Source organism: Streptomyces sp. ATexAB-D23 (genome assembly GCF_000373645.1).
Taxonomy (GTDB): domain Bacteria; phylum Actinomycetota; class Actinomycetes; order Streptomycetales; family Streptomycetaceae; genus Streptomyces; species Streptomyces castrisilvae.
In genome coordinates this window covers 217,898-236,566 of sequence record NZ_KB892046.1, presented here as the reverse complement: position 1 = coordinate 236,566, position 18,669 = coordinate 217,898, and the positions used below count along the sequence as shown (strand labels likewise).

The window sequence follows — 18,669 nt, the reverse complement described above, 5'->3', positions numbered from 1 at the left end:
ACGCCTCCTTCGGCTGGTTTCTCAGCCGCGGGTCAAGCGCGCGGCGCTGCTCGTCGGACAGCCGCTTGGCAGATGCCGACGTCGGGGGGACCCCAGGTCTCGGGGTGGGCTGGAACTCAGGCGGACTTCCGCCGGCTGCTGCTATGGCAACGCCCCGGGTCAGGACCAGTTGGTCCTTGATGTCCGCGAGGAGCATCATTTCGCTGCTCCAGGCCGCCTTGTCCGGGCGGTACTCCGGTGCCGGAGCCGATGAATCGGCCTCCGGTGCGGCGTTCCGCAGGGCCGTCTTCGTAGCCGACTCCGGGGGCAGGTGCTGAATCCAGACCCGCAGAGTTCGGAGGGACACTGTCCCGCGGTATACGTCAAGCACTCGCGCGCCCGGGTAGTACCGCGGGATGTCAGCCTCTAGCGCTTCCGCGTGGTCCTGGAGGACTTGGCACGTCCAGAAGACTTTCCCGGGGCCTCCCCGGTCGACTCCATGGCGGCCGTGGTGAACTCGTTGATCTCGTCGAAGGTGGGGTCCAGCTCCAGGAACGTGGTCACGTCGTCCTCGTGAAGTACGCCGGCCGCCCAGGTGTCGTAGTCGCCCTGGCGGAGGGCCCGGAGGTACGAGGGCCTCCAGCGGTTGCCCGGCTTGATGCGCAGGTCCACGCCGTCCAGGGGGACGGTCGCGTACTCCTCGTTCGCCTCGTTCTCCTGGGCGTCGGCAGAGGTGATGTCGGTCATGGGCGCGGGTCTCCTATGTCAGGTGGGTGCGCGAGTCGACTTGCGGAGGTGAAGCAGCGCCCCGGACCCGCGCGGAACGGGGCGCTGCTGGTAGGTGGGGCTCAGCCCTCTTCGGGGAAGAACGCGCTGACGTCAACGCCGCCGTACTTGATGGCGCGCTTGACGGCCGCGGAGTTCGAGGCACCCTTGTAGAACTTGAAGGTCATCTGGACGCTCATGACGTCCTGCGTCTGCGGCTGCTCGTCGCCCCGCTCCACGACCTTGCCGTTCGGCATGTACAGGCGCATGCGCTTGTCGCCGTCCATCGTGTCGAACACGAAGGCATAGCGCAGGTCGGCCGGCTTGTCGGGGAGCGCGTACTCCACGGTGTCCGTGGTCGGCTCCAGGGAGGCGACGGGCACGTTGTCGTACAGAGCGCGGACGAGGGGGTTCAGGCCCTCCAGGAAGGTGACCTGCGCCGACTTGACGGACTTGGTCATCAGGGTCCGGATCGGCTCCAGAGAGCCGGCCGCCTCAACGTCCTTGCTCTCCTCCTCGATCTTGAACAGCCCGCCGTCGGTCGTGACCCAGCCCAGGTTCACCCAGGGGGTTGCCGGGTCGGCAAAGGCCATCGGCATGGTGGTGTCCACGGCTGCCGCGTAGACAAGGTAGTCGGTTGCGCCGAACGTGAGATCGGCATTGCGGGTGTCCGCCATGATGCCTCCAGGGCATGCGTAGGAGGCTCCGCAAGTCGACTCACGGAGCTGGGAAGATCGGAGTTATGCGGCCCGGAGGCCCACGATGTAGGTGGCGCCACGTCGGTGGACTGCCTCGTTTGCCCAGGGCTGGCGCGTCGGGCCGGAGATGCAGCGGACGGAGCGGACGACAGCGCCGGGGACGGGACCGCTCAGGAAAACCAGTGCCTCCCGGACCTGGTCAGAAAGCGTCCGAGCCTCATCGGCGGTGGCGGCAAAGACATCGACGGCAACGGCGGGGGTCTGGCCGAAGCGTCCGTCGGCGCCGGCAACACGCTCCACGCGGATCACGGGGAGCGTGTCCTCCAAGTCCGCGGGGGTCTCAGCTGCTGCGAAGACGTTGAACCGAGCCTCCAGCCAGGGGGCCAGAACCGTTTCCACGTCAGCCATTGGCGTACGCCGCCAGGGCCGCCATGTACGCCTTGGTCAGTGGGGCGTACCGGGGGATGTTCCAGTTGCCGTACTCCACCGCCTTGGCGTGGGGTGCAGTGTTCACCACCATGGCTCCATGCCTCATACGTGGCTTCCCACGGAAAGGAATGTTCCTGTAGACGGGCTGGACACTGAAGCTGGCCCGGTACAGGCCGGGGTGAGGGTCCTGCGGAGGGTTGCCCGTTGGGGAGAAGCCCTCCGCGGAATGCATGATCCGCACGGCAGCGTCCCGGCACGGCTTGCCCATCCACGGGCGGCCGACCATGCGGCCCAAGCCGGCGTACTTGCCGGTGTACTTGGAGCGATACGACATCAGCCGGTTACCTCCTTCAGAGCGGCTTCGACTCGCGCGAGGGACGTCAGCGGCAGGACAAGCGGGCGGCCGATGACCTCCCAGACCTCTGAACCGTCCTCGCTGACGATGCGGTCAGCGGGGCGCACGTCGGTGCCGAGAGGAGCGGCGAACACGCGCCGGGTCGTCACGGTGGTTGACGCGTCGTGCTCCTCCGTTGACGACCCCACCGTCACGCCGTAGGGGCTCATAACGGCGCAGTGGTCAACCCGGATGCGAACCCGGGGACCGGGCACCCATGACCCCGTGGAGTCCCGGACCCGCTCCCCTGCCCGCTCGACATACCACGTCTGCGACAGGACGTTTGCGATCAGGCTCATGCCTGCCGCCAGGGATAGGTACTGATTCGGGACTCAGCCGGGGCAATGTCCAGCATCCCCGCCCCGGCAGCCATGCCCACTGCTCGTCGGAGCCGGCGGCGCTCGTCGTCGGACAGGACGACACCGGTCTGAGAGTCGACATAGGACTGAAGCATGCCGCCCGCCTGTTCCGACCGAAGCCCCTGGGGGTTCGTCAGGATGCGAGCGGCGACGCTCAGGGCCACCGTCTTGATGCCCCGCTGGGGAGGGGTGGCGACTCGGTCCCCTACCTCGCCCAGGATGGCATCCTCCGCCAGATCGTGGGCAAGTTGTGCCCGTTCGTCAGAGAGCGGGGTACCCAGGAGTGCGCGGAGTTCAGCCGTCAGAAACAGCACTGCCGCCCGCCTTCCTCCGAGGAGCGGCGCGCTTGGCCGGAGCCTTCTTCACGGTCGCCGCCGGGGCAGGCTCCGTGAGTCGACTTGCGGGCGGCTCCAGCCACGCCTTCGAGTTGGTGATGAGCGCCTGTGCCCACTCGGGGACGACGTCGTCAGGGCCAAACACCACGGCGCGACCCAGGTCGTCAGTCAGATGCACGTACGTCCGGAGTCGCGCCATGTCAGGCCTCCGTCAGGTCAAGGTCAGCCGTGCCGGGCGTGACGGTCATCAGGGTTGCGGGGTCCGTGACCGTGACGGTGCACGTGCCCTCCTTACCCTGGGCCGCCGCCTTGATCACGGCGGTACCTACTGCTACTGCCGTCACGAGACCGCCGGCGGAGACCGTAGCAACCGCCGGGGTCGCGCTGGTCCAGGTAGCCGTACTGGTGACGGTCTGCTTGGCGCCGCTGGTCAGCGTAAGTTCAGCCGCCAACTGCTGGGTCTTAGCCATTCATCCTCTTCTGTAGTCATCAGACTGGTCACAGGTGCCGCCTCAACCCAGCGTCAGGGCTGCGGTTCCCGGCGACACCGTCAGGGAGAAGGGACGTCAAGCACCGTGGCTCGGAAGGTCAGGTCCGGGGCCCCCACGACCGGAAGGACGATGGCCGTTGCACGGGTCCACACGGTCTGCGGGTCCTCCGACTTGTAGCCGCCCACCGCGATACCGGCAGAGTCGCCAGCCAGGCCGTACCGAGGATCGTTCGCTTCCACCGGGACACCCCACAGGGTCCTGCCCGCAGCGTCGCCCTGCTCCGGAAGGAAAAGGATCTGGTCCTCGGGAGTGACTCGCGTGGCGGTACCTCCGACGGAGACCCTCGCGTCGTAGATCTCGACCGGCGGGATGTCGTACTGACCGAGTGCGGCGTTCAGGCCGTCACGAGTCAGGACACCCGGAGCGCCGTTCTGGCCGGCGAAGGCCAGGCCGATGATCTGCTTGTTCTTCCGCAGGGCGTTGTAGACCTTGCGGGACATCAGGGTGTACGCCGGAAGGGAGCCGTTGGTGTCGTTGTACACCTCAAGCCACGCCTGGAGCTGGTCGTACGCCGGGGCGTCCGGGTCATCCCAGCCCGCAGCCGCCGTGACGGAGTGCGTGGCGGATCGACCGAAGTCGACGCCGGCCTGCACACCGTTCTCGTTCAGGGTGACGGAGCCGTTGAAGAGCGCCTGACCGCGAGCCAGCTCGATGCGGGCCGCGATCTGCGCGACGAGCTTGACGGAGTCGGACTCCATGGCATCACGGATCTCAGCGTTCTGGGTGTCGACGTTCCGCATGCGGATCTGCTCGTACTCGCCGACGGGCATCTTGCGCGAGATGGGCGGCAGCTCGCCGCTCACACGGGCCCCGCCGGAGCGGGTCGCGATGTCCGACTCAGCGTCGAAGGCGCGGAAGTTCGCCGCCTCGGTGAGGCCGCCTCCGCCCCGGTTGAACCGGAACGTCAGGTCGTTGATGGTCTCGTTGGGGAGCCACCGGTTCAGGTTGAGCGTGTTCTCCTCGCGGAACCGGAGCGCCTCGCGGGCGTAGCCGGTGAGTTCCGCGGGAGTCGCGTACTCAGTGATCAGCTGCATGTGTCAGGGCCTCTCAGACGAAGATGATGCGGCCGGCGACATCGGTCTTCCCGGCAGCGTCGACGGCGACGGGGAGCTTCGCCTCGCGGATGAAGCAGTGGATGAGCATCGAGCCCACGACGGAGGTGGAAGCCACCTGCCGGGCGTCGACGTCCTGAGCGGTGAAGAGGAAGCCCGCGAGGGTCTGCCGGCCGTCGCTCGCAGCGTCGTCGTACGGGCCGTACTTACCGCCGGTCGTGACCTTGCCGAGCGGGATGCCGCTCTTCAGGTAGCCGTCCGGGTAGTGGGTCGCCTTCGTGAACTTGCTGACGTCCAGGGTGATCGAGACGGGGGCGTCAGTGCCGTGGGCGCTGCCGAGCCAGTCACGGCGGTCCTGGGTGAAGGACTCGACCTTGAGGTTGAGGTCCATGTTCCCTCCATGGGAAGTAGTGGTTACTTGCCGTGCTTCTGCCGGAAGCGCTCAGCTCCGGATGTCACGCCGCCAGTGCTGCCGACGTCGGACCCGCGGTCTCCGCCGACCCGGTAGGTTCCGGTGCCACCTGCGGGAGCGAAGTCCTTCAGCAGCGCGTCGGCGTCCGCCTCCAGCTCCTCCTTCGTGGAGCCCTGGAGACGCGCGGCCTGTGCCGGGGTGAGGCTCTTCGACATGGCCACTTCGAGCAGGAGCGCCTTGCGGACAGCGGCGTCAGCGTCGGCACGTGCCGTTGCGGCTGCGGCCTCTGCTGTCGCCTTCTCCGCCTGGACCCGCTCCACGTCGGACAACTCGGCCGCCTTGCGGGTGGCGAGTTCGGCGTCAGCAGCCCGGAGGCGCTCCAGCTCCGCGGCATCGGGGCCGGCCTTCGAGGCTGCCTCGTGCTTGCGGGCGTGGTGCTTCCAGTACGCCACCTGGTGCTCGGTGGACATGTCGGCGGTCGGGGTGTTGTCCGGGTAGCCGTGCTCGTTGAGCTGGGGAGCACCGCCTCCCCCGCCACCGCCGGTACCCGGCTCGCCCTCCATGAGGGTCCAGGGCTCTGCGGAGAAGGTCAGGAGGTTGCGGCGCGCGAGAGTACGACGAGGCATAGGTGTTTCCCCTGTCGGGAGTCGTCAGCCCGTGGCGGGCGTCAGGTCGGAAGGTTGATGTCCGTCTTGGATGTGAAGTGCTGGCCCTTGAAGCCCAGGACAGGACCGATCTCGCCGTGGTCGTTGGCGATGATGATCTTGCGGTAGTCCACCGCGCGGCCCCCTCGGTCGAAGGTGCCAAGCGCGTCCTCAACGGCGTCGTGGATGCGCTCCAGCTTCTCTTCGTCAATGACCTGCCCGGGGTCCTCGTCAGCTGTCACGAGCTTGACGAGGCAGTCACAGCCAGGGTGAATCGGGGCCAGGTCGCGCTTGTGGTAGCGCTGGGTGGAGGCGATCATGCAGAGAGCGCAGTCGTACTCTCCCTGTAGCTCACGGACGGTGTAACTGAAGCGGGGCATATCGTCACCCACCTCCCTCACCGTGTGGGTCCGGGCTAGCTGGAGGTCCGTCTTAGCGATGGTCTCCAGTCGGTGGGTGCCCCGGTCTAGAGCGACGTCGAAGGCGACGTCCTTGTCCAGCGCGGACCAGACCTCAACGAACGGGCGCCGGTAGACGGTCTCGGGGTCGACGTCGCGAAGCGCACGTCCGGTCACCCTGTCGAAGTCCAGGTCTACTCGCGGTGCTCGTCCGTCAACCTCGCGGTACAGCTGCTCCAGGTACGACGCCGTGAGGGCGGCAACCTGCCGCTGACCACCGAGGAGCACCGGGAGGACGGTCCGCTCGAAACGGCGGACATCGGCGTCGCGCCACGAGCCGAGGCCGGACCATGCGCGGGTGGTGCGACCAAGGGTCGTCTTCCACACGCTGCGAACTGCGGTGCCGTACTGCCGGTCAAGCCGCGTCAGGGACATCGTCCTCCTCGCGGGTGATCAGCGTCCGGGCATCACGCTTGCCCTGGAGTGACGCCGGCTCGGGGTCCTCCGTCGGCGCAGCGTTCAGGGCGTCGGCCGCGCGGTCGATCTCCATGCGGGAGATCTGCGCCGGGGTGTAGCCCATGTCCTCCATCCGCTGACGCCACGGAACGCCAGCCGAAGCCTTCTTGACGGCTGCGTCGGCGAGTTCGGAGATCGTGCGGGACTCGGGGTCACGCCAGATCGTCTCTGCGCTCCAGGTCGTGGCGCGCTCGTCGTCGCCCAGGACCCGGAAGGCCATGCGCATGACGTTCTCCCACGACTCCCCGTAGGCTCGCTGACGATCGCGAACCTTGCTGATGAGGCCGGTTTCCGCTGCCTTCAGCGCGTCGCCGGAGACGTTCACAACGGCGCCGATCAGGTAGTGCGGGGGTGTGCGACTAATGGCGGCCAGGTCCTGCACTGCGGCAGTCACGGCCTTCACGTACGGGCCCAGGTCGGTTGCCGAGAACTCCCCGAAGCGGACGTCGGGGTTGTCGGTCGTCCAGAGCTTGCGGATGTCCAGCTGGAAGGGCTGGATCGCTGCCCCGGTGAGCGGGTCCTCGTCGACCTCCAGGCCGGCGGCATACCGCTGGCGGAAGGCGCCGTACTTCATGGCGGCAATGAGGTTGATCAGCGAGAGGTTGATCCGGTTCTGGATCGAGAGGACGTCCTCGTGTTCCGCGAACCCTTCCGGCCGGCGGTTGCGACGGTTGATGAAGGGGACGAGGGGGACCATGCCCAGCTCGTTCACACGGTTGCCGTCGGGCAGATTCGGAAGCGCCAGGGCGTCCCACCCACGAAGTTCCGCGGCGCGACCGGTGAAGGCTGGGGTGCTGGTCTTCGTGGTGAACTCGTGGACCTCGGCAGGCGTCCAGAGCGTGGCTCGGGTGTTCCCGGTCCAGTCGTCGCGCCAGAGCTTCAGTCCGGCAGCCAGCTTGCGCCGGTTGCCCTGCTCATGCTCAACGGCCACCTGCGTGGGTGTCTCATGGGTCAGCACAGGCCGCCCGTCGTCACCCTTCTCCACGAGGACGAACGCACGTCGCTGCGACATGGCGCCGTAGTGCACCAGGGCGGAGTCAGCATCCATGCTGTTCTCCTGCCAAATCCTGTTGGCCTCCCGGTCCGCAACACGCGCATCGTCAGGGGAATCCCGGTCTGCGTCGTCGAAGCGGAAGCCGTCGACCCCCAGACGTTCGCCGGGGCTGTCGATGACGAGACTGAGCCAGTTGGTGCGGGCATCCCGCATCCACTCAACGATCTCGCGTGGGTCGACTCCTGGAACTGTCGGCAGCGCGGGCTTGCCCTCTGCGGCCTTCCGGAGGGAGGTGAGCCCGGGGGTAACCTCGTTGTCGTCGTCGATGCTGTCCTTGCGCTCGTCCAGCATCCTCTTGCCCAGCCGCTGGAGCCACCATCCCGGGGATTCCGGAACCTGTGCGTCAACCGGCATGCGTCCTCCTCCCTAGAATGCGACGAGGCGGCCAGTCCGCTTCTTTCGCTTAGTGATCCCTGCGGCAACGGCGTCAGCGCGGCACTCGTAGGCGAGCGTCGCGGACATGGCGGCGTCAATCTTCTTCGGCGACTTCGGGTGTTCCTTGCCGATGCCGATGTGGTTGCGGCCCATCGGCCGGCGCTTGGCGTTCAGTACGTGGCGGGAGAGCGTGGCGCCCTTGCGGGCGTGCTCGGTATCGGTGTCGGCAACCTTGTCCGTGCCGCACCACGAAAGGCCCTTGTCCTCCACGGCCTCCGTGAAGCGGTTGAGCGCCTGCTCCATGGCCGTCGGGCGGTTGGTCCACCACTCCAGCGGGCGGGCCTGCGTGGCGCGTACAGAAAGGTTCTCGCCGTGGTCACGGGTCCAGGCATCTACGTAGTCCTGCCAATGTGGCGGGTCGGCATAGAAGCCGCACACCTCGTACCGCTCGAAGGCTTGGGCGACGGCGGAGTCCACGGATTCGCGGTCCACCTGCCAGCCGTCCCCCTCCGGGCCCTCCGGCTTCTCCCAGACTCCGAGGAGCTGAAGATGACCGTCGGACACGCGGGCTGCGCAGAGCGAAGTGGCGTCATCTCGGATGGATCCATCGAACCCCAAGGTGATCAGCTCACCAGGTGCGATCTCCTCGTCACGCCGGCAGAGCAGCCAGGCGTCCGGGTCCATCCACGCGTCGGAGGAGGACGTCCGGGAGTTGAGGAAGTAGCGCTTGCCGTCCGCGGAGTCGTTGCGGAGGTCATAGAAGTCGTCAACGAGGGTGTCCTCGTCGATCCACTCCATGGCGTCTCCGTAGGCGTCCCGGAGAGCGGCGCGGAGTTCGTCCTCATTCTTCAGGTCCTTGCAGACGCCGTACCGGTGGTCGTACATGAGCTTCGCGCGACCGCGCTTCTTGCGGCCCTCCCGAATCGCTTCAGCCTCTTCGTACGTCCGCTCAGCAACGCTGTCCTGCCCCGGGGCGAACATCGTGGTCGTCTCCAGGTACCACGTGCCGGCGCCCTTCTTCCTCTTGCGGAGGTTTCGGGTAACGGTCGCGTACATGCGACGAAGCTCAGGGGTGTTATAGAGGTGCGTCTCGTCGAAACAGACCCACGTCTCCTTGCCGCCGTCCTTCGAGGAGGACGACGCAGTTGACGGAGTGATCTCCCCACCCTGTGGCAGGTTGATCTTCGTCAGGCCGGGGTCGATGCCCGGGATGGCGGAGAGGGGTGACGACTCGTCGGTCAGGTTGAAGTAGATCGTGTCGTACACGTTGCCGGTCTGGCCCTCTTCCGTGGCCATGATCCGGAGGTACGGCACCTTCACCGGGCGGCCCATCGGCTCGCCGGCCTCGTAGACGTACTCGAAGCCAAACCCCCAGGGGTCGCGGTAAACCTCGCCGCCTTCAGCCCAGCCGGCAAACCGGGCAGGGCCAAGGGCCTCGAAAAGGCCGATGCGGGCGCCCAGGCCCGACTTGTCGCAGCCCTTCGGGCGGGAGAAGAACGCTGAGTCGTAGAGGAGCTTGCCCTCGTCGTCATCGACCGCGTAGCAGTCCACCACGAAGCCGCTGTACTCGTCGCCGTGACGGACGGGCTCGCCCTGGACGTCACCGGGGCCGTGAACGACCATGAACTCCATCCACGCCAGCGCCAGCCAGCCGAGCGAGCGGGCTCGATCGTGGCCAGGGGCGCGTACCGTGACGTGCGGCATCAACGCCCCCTCTCTGTAGTTAGCCGGTCAGCCTCGCTCGCCGTGAGTTGATGTCTGAGACGTTGCCTGCGGGGGCCTGAGCGGGCCTCTGCGGGGCGTTCGTGGGGTCGTCGACCTTGAGCTTGAGCCGAGCCCTGTCCTCCGGTGTGGCGCCGAACTTGGCAGCCCGGAGGCGGACTTCAGCGGCCAGGGTCCATTGGCCCTTGGCCCACATCGAATGGTGCATGAGTGCCGTGTCCACGAGGAATGCCCAGTCGGTGTCCGTGAAGGTCTGCGCCTGCGCGCTCTTGCGCCAGGTGTCCCACCACGTGAGCGTCATGGGGTGCCACGCGATGAGTTCGCCAGTACTCTTGTTGACGCCCAGGACGCCTTCAGGGAGTTCGGGGCCCCGGAGTTCGTCGTCAGGGACGATCACGGTTTCGGGCTCCGCGGCGTTGCGTCGGCGTCGCTTGGATGGGTCTTTCGGTGCTGGGCCTCGTCCAGCCACTTCGGTACCTCCCATTCAGGGTCAGCAGCGCTGCCCATGCCGGGAGTTGCTGCGCAGTTAGTGGGCCCACACAGGCTTGTTGGAAGCCAACACCCGGTTGATCCACTCTTCGGGATCCATATCGCCCTTGGTTTGGTTGCACAGCGCGCAGGCGCCAGTTACGTTGGCCCTCACGTCTGCACCGCCTTTTGCCACGGGAACAATGTGGTCCAGGTGCTCAATGGGCCCGGCGCAGTACGCACAGCGGTAATCCGACTCGTCGTATACGTCGACCAGGGAGTACGTCTCATAGCCGTTCTCGGCTATGCGGGCACGCCTCCGATGCCGATGAGCCGCCACCTTGTCGGGGTTGGCCCGCCCCCACTCACGACGTGCCGTGGGGTTGTCCGCGCGGTACCGGTGCATGTACCCAGCGCGTCGATCAGCGTTGTCCGCGTTGTACGCCCGCTTGCTCTCGCGTATGCGTTCGGCGTTGGCGGCGTAGTGCTTCTGGTTAGCAGCTCGAATCCGTTCGGGGTTGGCGGCCCGGTACGCCGCCTTCTTGTCAGCAGCGCATCGCTTGCAATCCGATGCGCGACCATACTTACCTCGGGTAACCGGGCTGAACTGCTCAAGCGGCTTCATCTCGCCGCACGTCTTACAGACCTTCTCCACAGCGTCACCCCTCCAAGATGCGCGTCACCACGTCTGTCACGTCGGCTAGGGCGTTGGGGCAGTTGCGGAACCGATTACCAGTAACGGCGATGTACCGTCCGGCGCCATAAACCTCCACGGCCATCCCATCCGCTCGTCGGATGCGCCGTCCATGTCGGACGTTGGCGTAACCGAAGATGTGAAGTCCAGAGCCTGACTGGGAGATCTCCGTAAAGGTGTCTCCGGCGTCACGAACGATGGCAGCAGCCCACGCTTTCAGGCGTCCGGTCATCGGATCGACTGCATAATCAAGGTCCAAGCACACAATGTCGTCGACGTCGGAGAGAACGAAACCCGTACCGACGCCGGCCGACGATGCGACGGCGTCCTTGTAGCTGCTCCACGTCCGCGGGTCCGTCGACGAGGCAGCCATGCCGGCGACCGTCAGCGGGACCTTCGTGGACGAGCGTCGGATCCACCTGTCGCGGGTCGTCAGCTCAGCGGGGAGCGCGTTCCTCTTCGCTGCGCGGTGCGATGCCACACGGCAGCGGGTGGAACAGAAGCGGGCTCGGTGCGAGTGTCGCGCCCCGAGATGCTCCGGGCACCACTCGCAGATTCGTGTGTTCATGGCTCCAGTGTACAGCGGCGTGTAACGGTAATCCATAGGCTGACCTGGGGTTTCTGAAAGGGGCTACTCGCTGGCCGGTAACGGTAAATCCGCCTCCCGCTCCGCCTGGATACCTCCAGAAGGCCCCAGGCGGGCGCCTGACGGCCTCCCAGCCGGCCCGCCTCAACGGCGCGATGCCAGGTCCCCAGACCCGTACAGACAGCGGACACCAGCACTCTTACGGTCTTTAGACCCGATGATCTTGGGGTATCCCCCTGGGTGCAGCATACATACATGCAGCCTGAAATTACTTTATCCAGGGCAATTCAAAAGGCAATTGAAATGCAATTCGAATTCAAATGAATTCACACCGCAATTACTTATTGCATTCCCTAGTTGATCTTGGCAGTGAAGCCGGCTCGGGGCTCGCGACGATCACCGTCGGCATGCTCGCCGCGGATCTCCAGGTGAGCCGGCACGAGCGTCAGGGTGATCGTGGTGAGGTCTCGTGCACCCGCTGACCCTACGTGGATCTCGGGGGCCACATGCAGCCTGCCGACGTCGGTCCCGTTCACCCTCACGCGCGTGACCTGAAGCCCGTCTTCGCCCGTGTCGTCCGCCTCCTCCAGCACCACGTGCGCGCCGCTCATGAGCGAGCCAGGGAGCGCAGGGCCGGCACCGAGTGGCCGTCCGGGGACATGCCGATCTTGTTTGTGGGGCGGGGGTCCATCAATCCTCCAGGGCAGGGTGCGCAGGACGTGGCTTATGAATGCTCACCCGCGTGAGGGCGGCTGCTGTGCCGCCTTCCGATGACGACTTGTGCTGGTGGTGCCACGGGCACAGAAGGCGCAGGTTCACGTCCCTGTGGTCGTCTCCGGGCACGATGTGGTCCACGTCCGTCCCGGGCAGTTCGCACCGCCGGCCGTCGCTGTAGAGGGCCGTGCAGCGCCCTTCGTCGCGCCGGATGATGCGCCGCCTGATGGCCGCCCAGTTGCGTGGCAGCTGGCTGCGCCGGTCACTCCCGGACCATGCCATTCCGCCCCCACCTCCTGGTTGTTGGCCGTAGGCTGGCCGCATGTTGAAGCGGTGGCTTTCAAAACGTGGGTACGGGGCGATCGAAGACGTGGCCCGGGTGGCTTTTGATCGGGGGGACCGGGTCTTCTCGTACAAGTTCCACCCGCGGCCGGCGCGAAATGACACCGACCTGGCAGAGGCCATAGCCGGCGTCGAAGCGATCGGCTGGACGGTGACGTCACAGTTCCCGCAGGGCGAAGGGCTCCAGCGGTTCGTCAGCCTGACGTTCCACCGGCAGGGGTCGTAGCCTCCTGAAGTAGCTCAGCCCCGCCAGAGGATCGCTCCTCCCTGGCGGGGCTGCGTTTAGGGTTGGTCCATGACCGACAGCCGACCGAAGTACCGCCGCATTGCTGATGACCTGCGCTCCGAGATCGCATCAGCTCGTCTTGTCGAAGGCGATCGGCTACCCGGTGAGAACGACATCATGGAGCGGTACGGCGTGGCCCGGATGACCGCGCGCCAGGCTCTTGGAGTCCTCCAGGAGGAGGGCCTCGTCGTCGCCCGGAAAGGCGCCGGCGTCTTCGTTCGGGCCTCCTCGGTCGTCCCGCGAATCGTCAGGGCCAATCCAGCACGATCAAGCGTCTGGAGGTCGGCCTCATCACCGTGGGACAAGGAGACGGGCTCGGAGGCCCTGGTCATTGACCGGCTCAGCGTGACGATGGACTCCGCCGACGTCGTGCGGTCACGCAGGTACCTCGTCGGCGTGCGCCCGGTCATGCTCGCCGTCTCCCGCATCCCGGTGGCTCTCGCGGCCGGGACGCCCATTGCGGAGGCGGACACCGGCCCCGGAGGTATCTATGCCCGACTGGCGGACGTGGGGCACGCTCCAGTGCGGTTCAACGAGTCCGTGACGGGTCGGTTGGCGACCGGGGTTGAGCGTCAGGAGCTGAATCTCCGGAGCAGTGCTGTGGTACTGGAGGTCCGTCGGCTAGCGTTTGACGTTGATGAGCTGGTTGTTGAAGTCAGCGATCTCGTCATGGACGCCAACGCCTTCACCCTGTCGTACGACTTCGATGCGTAGTGCGGTGCGCTGTCCAGTTGCGCCACACGATCATGTGCCGTGGCGTCCCCACCAACCCACGGTCAGCCAGGGCGCCGTTCACGGCCCTGACGAATCCCTCCGCGCGGCTCCCGGTCTGCCCCGGGGCGCCGTGCGGCTCAGCAGACGTCAGAGGCTGGCTCCCGGTCGCCGATTGGCTGGCCGGCAGTGCGTGACGTCGACCTGTCCCCATTGCCGGCGAAAGGCTCTTTCAGCAAGCCGGGCTGCCCGCCGTACGTCGGACCCGACAAGCGCGCTTCTGGCCGGACTCGAACCGGCGGCTACCCGCTCGACAGGCGGGGGCTCTGACCACTGAGCTACAGGAGCTTGATCATGGCCCCGGGGCGTCGCGCCACTCGCCGTCGCTCGCCGGGGCCATGAAGTCTTATGCGGCGTACTTCTCCAGGTACGCAATTGCAGTTCGAAGCAGGTCCGGGGAGTCCTTGAACATCCCAAGCCCTGTGTTGCAGCTACCGCAGAGCAGCCCGCGGACACACTTCCCGCATGAACGGGTCCCGGAGCAGCACCCGTGGTCGTGATCCACAGCCAGCTGCCGCCCGGTCGTGTTCTCCCTGCCGCACAGGGTGCACCGTCCCCCGCTCGCCTCCCGCATGGCGGTGAGTTCCGCCTGAGTGAGTCCGTATCGGGTTGCGGTGTTGCAGGTGGAGCAGTAGGGCTGTAGACCGTCGGCGTACTGCTTCGACGAGTTGTACTCGTCGGGTACCAGCCACCGCAGGCACATTCCGCACTCTTTGCGGCCCTCGTCGTCTCGCCTCTGCGAGGCCCCAGGGCGTCGGCTGTGGGGTAGACGTCGAACGCGTCCCTTCCGCTCCATCTGCGCCTTGTGACGGCCACACATGAGGCCCTTCGGTGCGGTTCGAGCGCAGTCCGGAACTGAGCATTCGGAACGCTCCGCCGGACCGTACCTCGTCGGCGTGTCCGGGCGGATGGCCGTCTGTGTGTACCGTCGCACAGCGCAGGCGGGACAGTGCCTGCCTACCTCCGCCGCGCTGGTACATCCGGGGGACGAGCAGGTGTCCACAACAGGCACCTGCCGGTAGCTGAAGGTCTCCATCGTCTCCTCCCTCATCGGAGGGGATGATCCCCGCCACCTTAGTTATGGGGCGATGGGCAGCAGATGTGACGGTCGGCTTCGCTGCAACCGGCTCAACCGGAGGAGAGTGCGGGAGCACAGGAGCGAAGCCGACCGTTCAGGACGGCCACTAAAAGCTTCCCGTCCTAACTCTGTTATGGGGCGGCAGTTCTCGCCGGGGTGTTCTCTATATGCGCGCCTCCCCCGCCCCCTGGACAGACCGAGGACAGAATGACAAATCTGACCCTATTTTCTCTTTGACCCTTCGCGCGTTAGGGAGAGATGAAAATAAGGGTCCATCTTGTCAAAATGGCCAATCTGGCACACAGGGTGCTACGTAAGGTGAACAACTCGGGTACCACCGTCACCCTCCGCAGTTATCCACAACCACCCTGTGGACAGCGGAGGCTGCGGGCGACGAGGGGGCGGGCGACGAGGGCGGCTCGGTTTGATCGCGATGGTGCACCGCCCCGCCCAAATCCTTTGCCTGGGCTTTACCAACTAGTCCTCCTCCCCGTCGGCCCACTTGAACCGTGTCTGCTTCCACCCGTCGAACATCACGCCCCGGGACCGTGCTTTGGTCACCGTCACGCTGTCGATGGCCAGTCGGAGCAGTGTGCGCCGCAACTGACCGTCAGCCGCCTCCCACGCGCCCTCACACATGGCGGGGTCCAGGAGGAAGGACACGTCCACTCCCCGTCGCGCGGTGGTGGCCTCGACGCGCTTCTTCGCCGCCACCACGTCCTCGGTGACCTCCCGGAGCGCCGGCGCAAAGAAGGCTTCCGACGGGCCCTCGTACAGACCCGCCTTGCGGTCCGCCCAGACGCGGGACAACGCCTTCTCTGCCGCTGTCAGAGCCTCCAGGGCCGCCCGGCTCTCCTCGGTCGCCACCGGCTGCACGCGAGCCGCCCAGCGCTCCGCCACGGCGTACACGAGGGGGTCGTCGGGCTCAGCACCGGCCAGCCGTGCTTCCCAGCGATGATGTACGAAGGCATCGGCCAGGTGACGGACGACGGAGGCGGGAGCCGGACAGGTCTTGCCCGCAGCCGGCTTCCAGCACCTGTACCCCGTTCCGCTGAACGACATGGGGCCCCCACACCCGCCGCACATGAGCAGGCCGGTGAGTAGATACTTGGCGCGCGTGTCGTGCGGCCCTGCCGACGAGACTCCCCGCCCGTCGGTCCCGCGCATTGCGGCGATGGCCTCCGTCTGCTGCTCGTCGGTGAGCAGCGCCGGCCCGTGCATGACGCTGACCCTCCGCCCCGCCTCGTCGCGGAACAGGACGCGCCGGCTGCGCCCGTCCTGACGCCCCGTGGTCTGCCACCCGGCATAGGCAGGGTTGCGCACCATGTCGCGCACGGTGGCGTGTGCCCACTCACCGCCCGACGGAGAGGGGATGTGTGCCCTGTTCATCGCCTGGGCAATCGCCCGTCCGCTCTCCTTCTGCACAGGCAGTTCGTACGCCACCTTGAATGCGATGTTCGCCTTTGACGGGGCGTCGGCACCCTGTGCGGCCGGTGCGTCGTCCAGGGCAAGCTTCCGTTCGACGAGAAGGTCTCCGTCTTCATCCTCCACCTCCACCAGGACGACCTTGAGTCCGTAGGGCGCAGAGTGGTTGACCCACTCGCCGTTGGCCCGCTGGTGTGTCTTGGTGTTCCTGACTCGCTCGCTGAGTACCTCGGTCTCCTCACGTGCGTCTTCTGCCCGTCGGATCAGCTCCTTACGGTCACGTGGGTTGGAGCTGTCAAGCCCGACGCCGGGGTTGTCCGGATCGCCGTTGTCGAACAGGATGCGCCGGGGCCGCCCGTCCGCCGGCTCGATGATGCGGAGGATGGCGCCTGCCCCCCGGCGGTCCCAGCGGTCCAGTCGGAACACCCATAGCGCCCCTACCTCGCCACGCTCCAGGGCGCGCAGGGCGGCGTCCTGGTCTGTCCGTGCTTTCTTGCCGGTCCGGAACCGTGAGGCGCTGCCTACCTCCCGCCAGACGTGCCGGACCGTGAGCCCCAGACGATCGGCGATCAGCCGGCCCCGGGTTTCCTGCGCGCTGATGCTGATCTCGCGCTTCCCCTTGCTTGCCTTCGCTCGGCTCTTCCGGCAGAAGAGATCGATGAGGAGCGAAGGGTCCTCCCCCTCGGACTGAGTCATGCCCCGATCGTGCCACGTCAGACGTGGTACCGCAAATGCGCATCGCTACTGGGAGCGGTACACGATGTTCCTGCGCTCGGTCCTCTTTCCCGTCATCAACGCCACGTACGCGACGATTCTGGGCGCGGTCCTGCTGCTGGGCGGCTGGTTCGTCATCGAGGGCTATCTGACCGTCGGCCAGGTCACGACCGGTGCGCTGCTCGCCCAGATGATGGTGGACCCGATCGGTCTGATCCTGCGCTGGTACGACGAGTTGCAGGTCGCCCAGGTGTCGCTGGCGCGCCTGGTGGGTGTCCGGGAGATCGAGCCGGACGCGGGCGATGCCTCGGTGGCCCCGGACGGCGGGGACGTGCGGGCCGACGAGGTGCGGTTCGGGTACGTGGACGGGGTCGATGTGCTGCACCGGGTGTCGCTGGACGTCGCGCCGGGTACGCGGCTGGCGCTGGTCGGCCCGTCGGGTGCGGGCAAGTCGACGCTGGGGCGGCTGCTGGCGGGGATCTACGCCCCGCGGACCGGTGAGATCACGCTCGGGGGCGCGCAGCTGGCGCGCATGGCGACGGAGCGGGTCCGTTCGCATGTGGCGCTGGTCAACCAGGAGCACCATGTGTTCGTCGGTTCGCTGCGGGACAACCTGCTGCTGGCCCGTACGAACGCCGAGGACGCGGAGCTGTGGGCGTCGCTCGCGGCGGTGGACGCGGACGGCTGGGCGAGGGCCCTGGAGGCGGGGCTCGACGCCGAGGTCGGCTCGGGCGGTCTGGTGATCACACCGGCACAGGCACAGCAGATCGCGCTGGCCCGGCTGGTCCTGGCCGACCCGCACACGCTGGTCCTGGACGAGGCGACCTCGCTGCTCGATCCGCGCGCGGCCCGGCATCTGGAGCGGTCGCTGGCCCGGGTGCTGGACGGGCGTACGGTCATCGCGATCGCGCACCGGCTGCACACCGCGCACGACGCGGACGTGATCGCCGTGGTCGAGGAGGGCCGGATCAGCGAGCTGGGCAGCCATGACGAGCTGGTGGCGGCGGACGGCGCGTACGCGGCGCTGTGGCGGTCCTGGCACGGCTGACGGTCCGGGGCCCGTGGACGCTCCCGGGGGCCGGCCGACCGGCCGGCCCCCGGGGTACGGGTGTCAGATGACGTTCATCGCGAACGCCGCGCCCACTCCCCCGAGCACCATGAACACCGGCATCAACACCTTGATCTCCACCCAGCTGCCGGCCTTGAAACGCATGGCCTTCGGCGGGCCGATGGGGTACCAGCGCTTGCGGCCGACCGGGATCGGCCACAGGATCGGGCAGCCGGACACGGTCAGCGCGTCACCGATGTCGTGGATGAGGGCGCCGAGCACGATGGGCAGCCCGAGCCAGAGGTATTCCTGCCCGGGGTCGGTGAAGAGCCAGTCGGAGCCGTTGCCCGGCTGGTCGAGGATGCCGGCGAGGATCCACGCGCTGGTCGCCCCCAGCAGCCAGACCAGGACGTCGCTGGAGACCCGGGCGGCCCGCCACAGCAGGCCTTCGACGGCGAGGACCAGATGGACGAAGAGGATGCCCAGCACGGCCCAGCGGCCGCCGGTGAACGCCGCGCCGGAGGCGCCGGCGCCGATCAGGACCGCCCACGCCCAGGTGTGGGTCAGGGTGCGGTGGCCGCCGTTGCGCGTGGAGTCGCCCCGCATCCGGGTGGCCTTGTAGACGGCGTGCGAGAGCTTGTCGACGATCTCGCACAGGGTGCGTGAGACCGGCCCGAAGGCGCGCGAGATGGTCGCCGACTTGTGGTCGAGGTCGGGGGCGAGCGCCGCGCCCGCGCTGATCAGCGCGCCGACGACGAGGACGGGCCACGGCATGGGGTGGCCGGCGGCAGCCGCGGCGGCACCCACCCCCAGCCAGGCCGCTGCCCCGGACAGTGAGTGTGCCGGTCCCATCATGACTG

At 67.2% G+C, this 18,669-nt stretch carries 21 protein-coding genes, 1 tRNA gene and 1 pseudogene; 3 read left to right on the top strand and 20 right to left on the bottom strand.

The window, feature by feature from the left end:
• Positions 1–405 precede the first annotated feature (405 nt).
• The 16 genes from B082_RS0128890 to B082_RS0128805 all read right to left on the bottom strand — a co-directional run bounded on the left by B082_RS0128890 (position 406) and on the right by B082_RS0128805 (position 12,042).
• Positions 406–726 carry a hypothetical protein gene (locus B082_RS0128890; RefSeq protein ID WP_018555282.1) on the bottom strand — a complete coding sequence of 107 codons (321 nt, stop codon included), beginning with the start codon at positions 724–726 and terminating at the stop codon, positions 406–408.
• A gap of 101 nt (positions 727–827) precedes the next feature.
• Positions 828–1,421: a hypothetical protein gene (locus B082_RS0128885; protein ID WP_018555281.1), complete on the bottom strand. Its 594-nt coding sequence runs from the start codon at positions 1,419–1,421 to the stop codon at positions 828–830.
• A gap of 63 nt (positions 1,422–1,484) precedes the next feature.
• Positions 1,485–1,850: a hypothetical protein gene (locus B082_RS0128880; protein WP_018555280.1), complete on the bottom strand. Its 366-nt coding sequence runs from the start codon at positions 1,848–1,850 to the stop codon at positions 1,485–1,487.
• A gap of 354 nt (positions 1,851–2,204) precedes the next feature.
• Complete coding sequence (locus B082_RS0128870) at positions 2,205–2,564, bottom strand: hypothetical protein (protein WP_018555278.1); 360 nt, start codon at positions 2,562–2,564, stop codon at positions 2,205–2,207.
• The gene (locus B082_RS0128865) at positions 2,561–2,938 is read right to left on the bottom strand and encodes a hypothetical protein (protein ID WP_018555277.1); all 378 of its coding nucleotides are present in this window, start codon (positions 2,936–2,938) and stop codon (positions 2,561–2,563) included. Before B082_RS0128865 ends, B082_RS0128870 begins: the two co-directional genes overlap by 4 nt.
• A gap of 221 nt (positions 2,939–3,159) precedes the next feature.
• Positions 3,160–3,429, bottom strand: coding sequence for an Ig-like domain-containing protein (locus B082_RS0128860; RefSeq protein ID WP_018555276.1), 270 nt, complete (start codon positions 3,427–3,429; stop codon positions 3,160–3,162).
• 80 nt (positions 3,430–3,509) lie between these two features.
• On the bottom strand, positions 3,510–4,544 hold the full coding sequence (locus tag B082_RS0128855) for a major capsid protein (protein ID WP_018555275.1): 1,035 nt from the start codon (positions 4,542–4,544) through the stop codon (positions 3,510–3,512).
• Positions 4,545–4,557: 13 nt separating this feature from the next.
• The gene (locus tag B082_RS0128850) at positions 4,558–4,953 is read right to left on the bottom strand and encodes a head decoration protein (protein WP_018555274.1); all 396 of its coding nucleotides are present in this window, start codon (positions 4,951–4,953) and stop codon (positions 4,558–4,560) included.
• A 23-nt stretch (positions 4,954–4,976) separates the two neighbouring features.
• Positions 4,977–5,600, bottom strand: a complete 624-nt coding sequence (locus tag B082_RS0128845) for a hypothetical protein (protein WP_234018252.1) — start codon at positions 5,598–5,600, stop codon at positions 4,977–4,979.
• Positions 5,601–5,641: 41 nt separating this feature from the next.
• Positions 5,642–6,451: a hypothetical protein gene (locus B082_RS0128840; RefSeq protein WP_018555272.1), complete on the bottom strand. Its 810-nt coding sequence runs from the start codon at positions 6,449–6,451 to the stop codon at positions 5,642–5,644.
• On the bottom strand, positions 6,432–7,940 hold the full coding sequence (locus B082_RS0128835; protein ID WP_018555271.1) for a phage portal protein: 1,509 nt from the start codon (positions 7,938–7,940) through the stop codon (positions 6,432–6,434). The genes B082_RS0128840 and B082_RS0128835 overlap by 20 nt, the downstream gene beginning before the upstream one ends.
• 12 nt (positions 7,941–7,952) lie before the next feature.
• Positions 7,953–9,665: a terminase gene (locus B082_RS0128830; protein WP_018555270.1), complete on the bottom strand. Its 1,713-nt coding sequence runs from the start codon at positions 9,663–9,665 to the stop codon at positions 7,953–7,955.
• A gap of 19 nt (positions 9,666–9,684) precedes the next feature.
• Positions 9,685–10,080, bottom strand: coding sequence for a hypothetical protein (locus B082_RS36915; protein ID WP_018555269.1), 396 nt, complete (start codon positions 10,078–10,080; stop codon positions 9,685–9,687).
• A gap of 129 nt (positions 10,081–10,209) precedes the next feature.
• The gene (locus B082_RS38380; protein WP_037711088.1) at positions 10,210–10,806 is read right to left on the bottom strand and encodes an HNH endonuclease; all 597 of its coding nucleotides are present in this window, start codon (positions 10,804–10,806) and stop codon (positions 10,210–10,212) included.
• A 4-nt stretch (positions 10,807–10,810) separates the two neighbouring features.
• Positions 10,811–11,218: a hypothetical protein gene (locus B082_RS39050; RefSeq protein WP_106435553.1), complete on the bottom strand. Its 408-nt coding sequence runs from the start codon at positions 11,216–11,218 to the stop codon at positions 10,811–10,813.
• Positions 11,219–11,784: 566 nt separating this feature from the next.
• Positions 11,785–12,042 carry a hypothetical protein gene (locus tag B082_RS0128805; protein ID WP_037711085.1) on the bottom strand — a complete coding sequence of 86 codons (258 nt, stop codon included), beginning with the start codon at positions 12,040–12,042 and terminating at the stop codon, positions 11,785–11,787.
• Positions 12,043–12,467: 425 nt separating this feature from the next.
• Between B082_RS0128805 and B082_RS0128795 the strand changes: the two genes are divergently transcribed.
• Both B082_RS0128795 and B082_RS0128790 read left to right on the top strand, forming a co-directional pair.
• The gene (locus B082_RS0128795) at positions 12,468–12,713 is read left to right on the top strand and encodes a hypothetical protein (RefSeq protein ID WP_051094710.1); all 246 of its coding nucleotides are present in this window, start codon (positions 12,468–12,470) and stop codon (positions 12,711–12,713) included.
• 69 nt (positions 12,714–12,782) lie between these two features.
• Entirely contained in the window at positions 12,783–13,487 is a 705-nt protein-coding gene (locus B082_RS0128790; protein ID WP_026250307.1) for a GntR family transcriptional regulator, read from the top strand.
• Between the two features lie 272 nt (positions 13,488–13,759).
• Here the strand turns inward: B082_RS0128790 and B082_RS0128785 are convergent.
• The 3 genes from B082_RS0128785 to B082_RS0128775 form a co-directional block, all read right to left on the bottom strand.
• A tRNA-Asp gene (locus B082_RS0128785) sits at positions 13,760–13,832 on the bottom strand.
• 58 nt (positions 13,833–13,890) lie between these two features.
• A complete protein-coding gene (locus B082_RS40305) occupies positions 13,891–14,247 on the bottom strand; it encodes an endonuclease VII domain-containing protein (protein ID WP_018555262.1) in 357 nt (118 codons plus the stop codon).
• Between the two features lie 852 nt (positions 14,248–15,099).
• The gene (locus B082_RS0128775; protein ID WP_018555261.1) at positions 15,100–16,743 is read right to left on the bottom strand and encodes a recombinase family protein; all 1,644 of its coding nucleotides are present in this window, start codon (positions 16,741–16,743) and stop codon (positions 15,100–15,102) included.
• A 49-nt stretch (positions 16,744–16,792) separates the two neighbouring features.
• Here B082_RS0128775 and B082_RS36900 point away from each other — a divergent pair.
• Positions 16,793–17,809: pseudogene (locus tag B082_RS36900) on the top strand (ABC transporter ATP-binding protein); the annotation flags it as partial.
• Between the two features lie 63 nt (positions 17,810–17,872).
• Here B082_RS36900 and B082_RS0128765 read toward each other — a convergent pair.
• Entirely contained in the window at positions 17,873–18,664 is a 792-nt protein-coding gene (locus tag B082_RS0128765) for a metal-dependent hydrolase (protein WP_026250306.1), read from the bottom strand.
• Positions 18,665–18,669 lie beyond the last annotated feature (5 nt).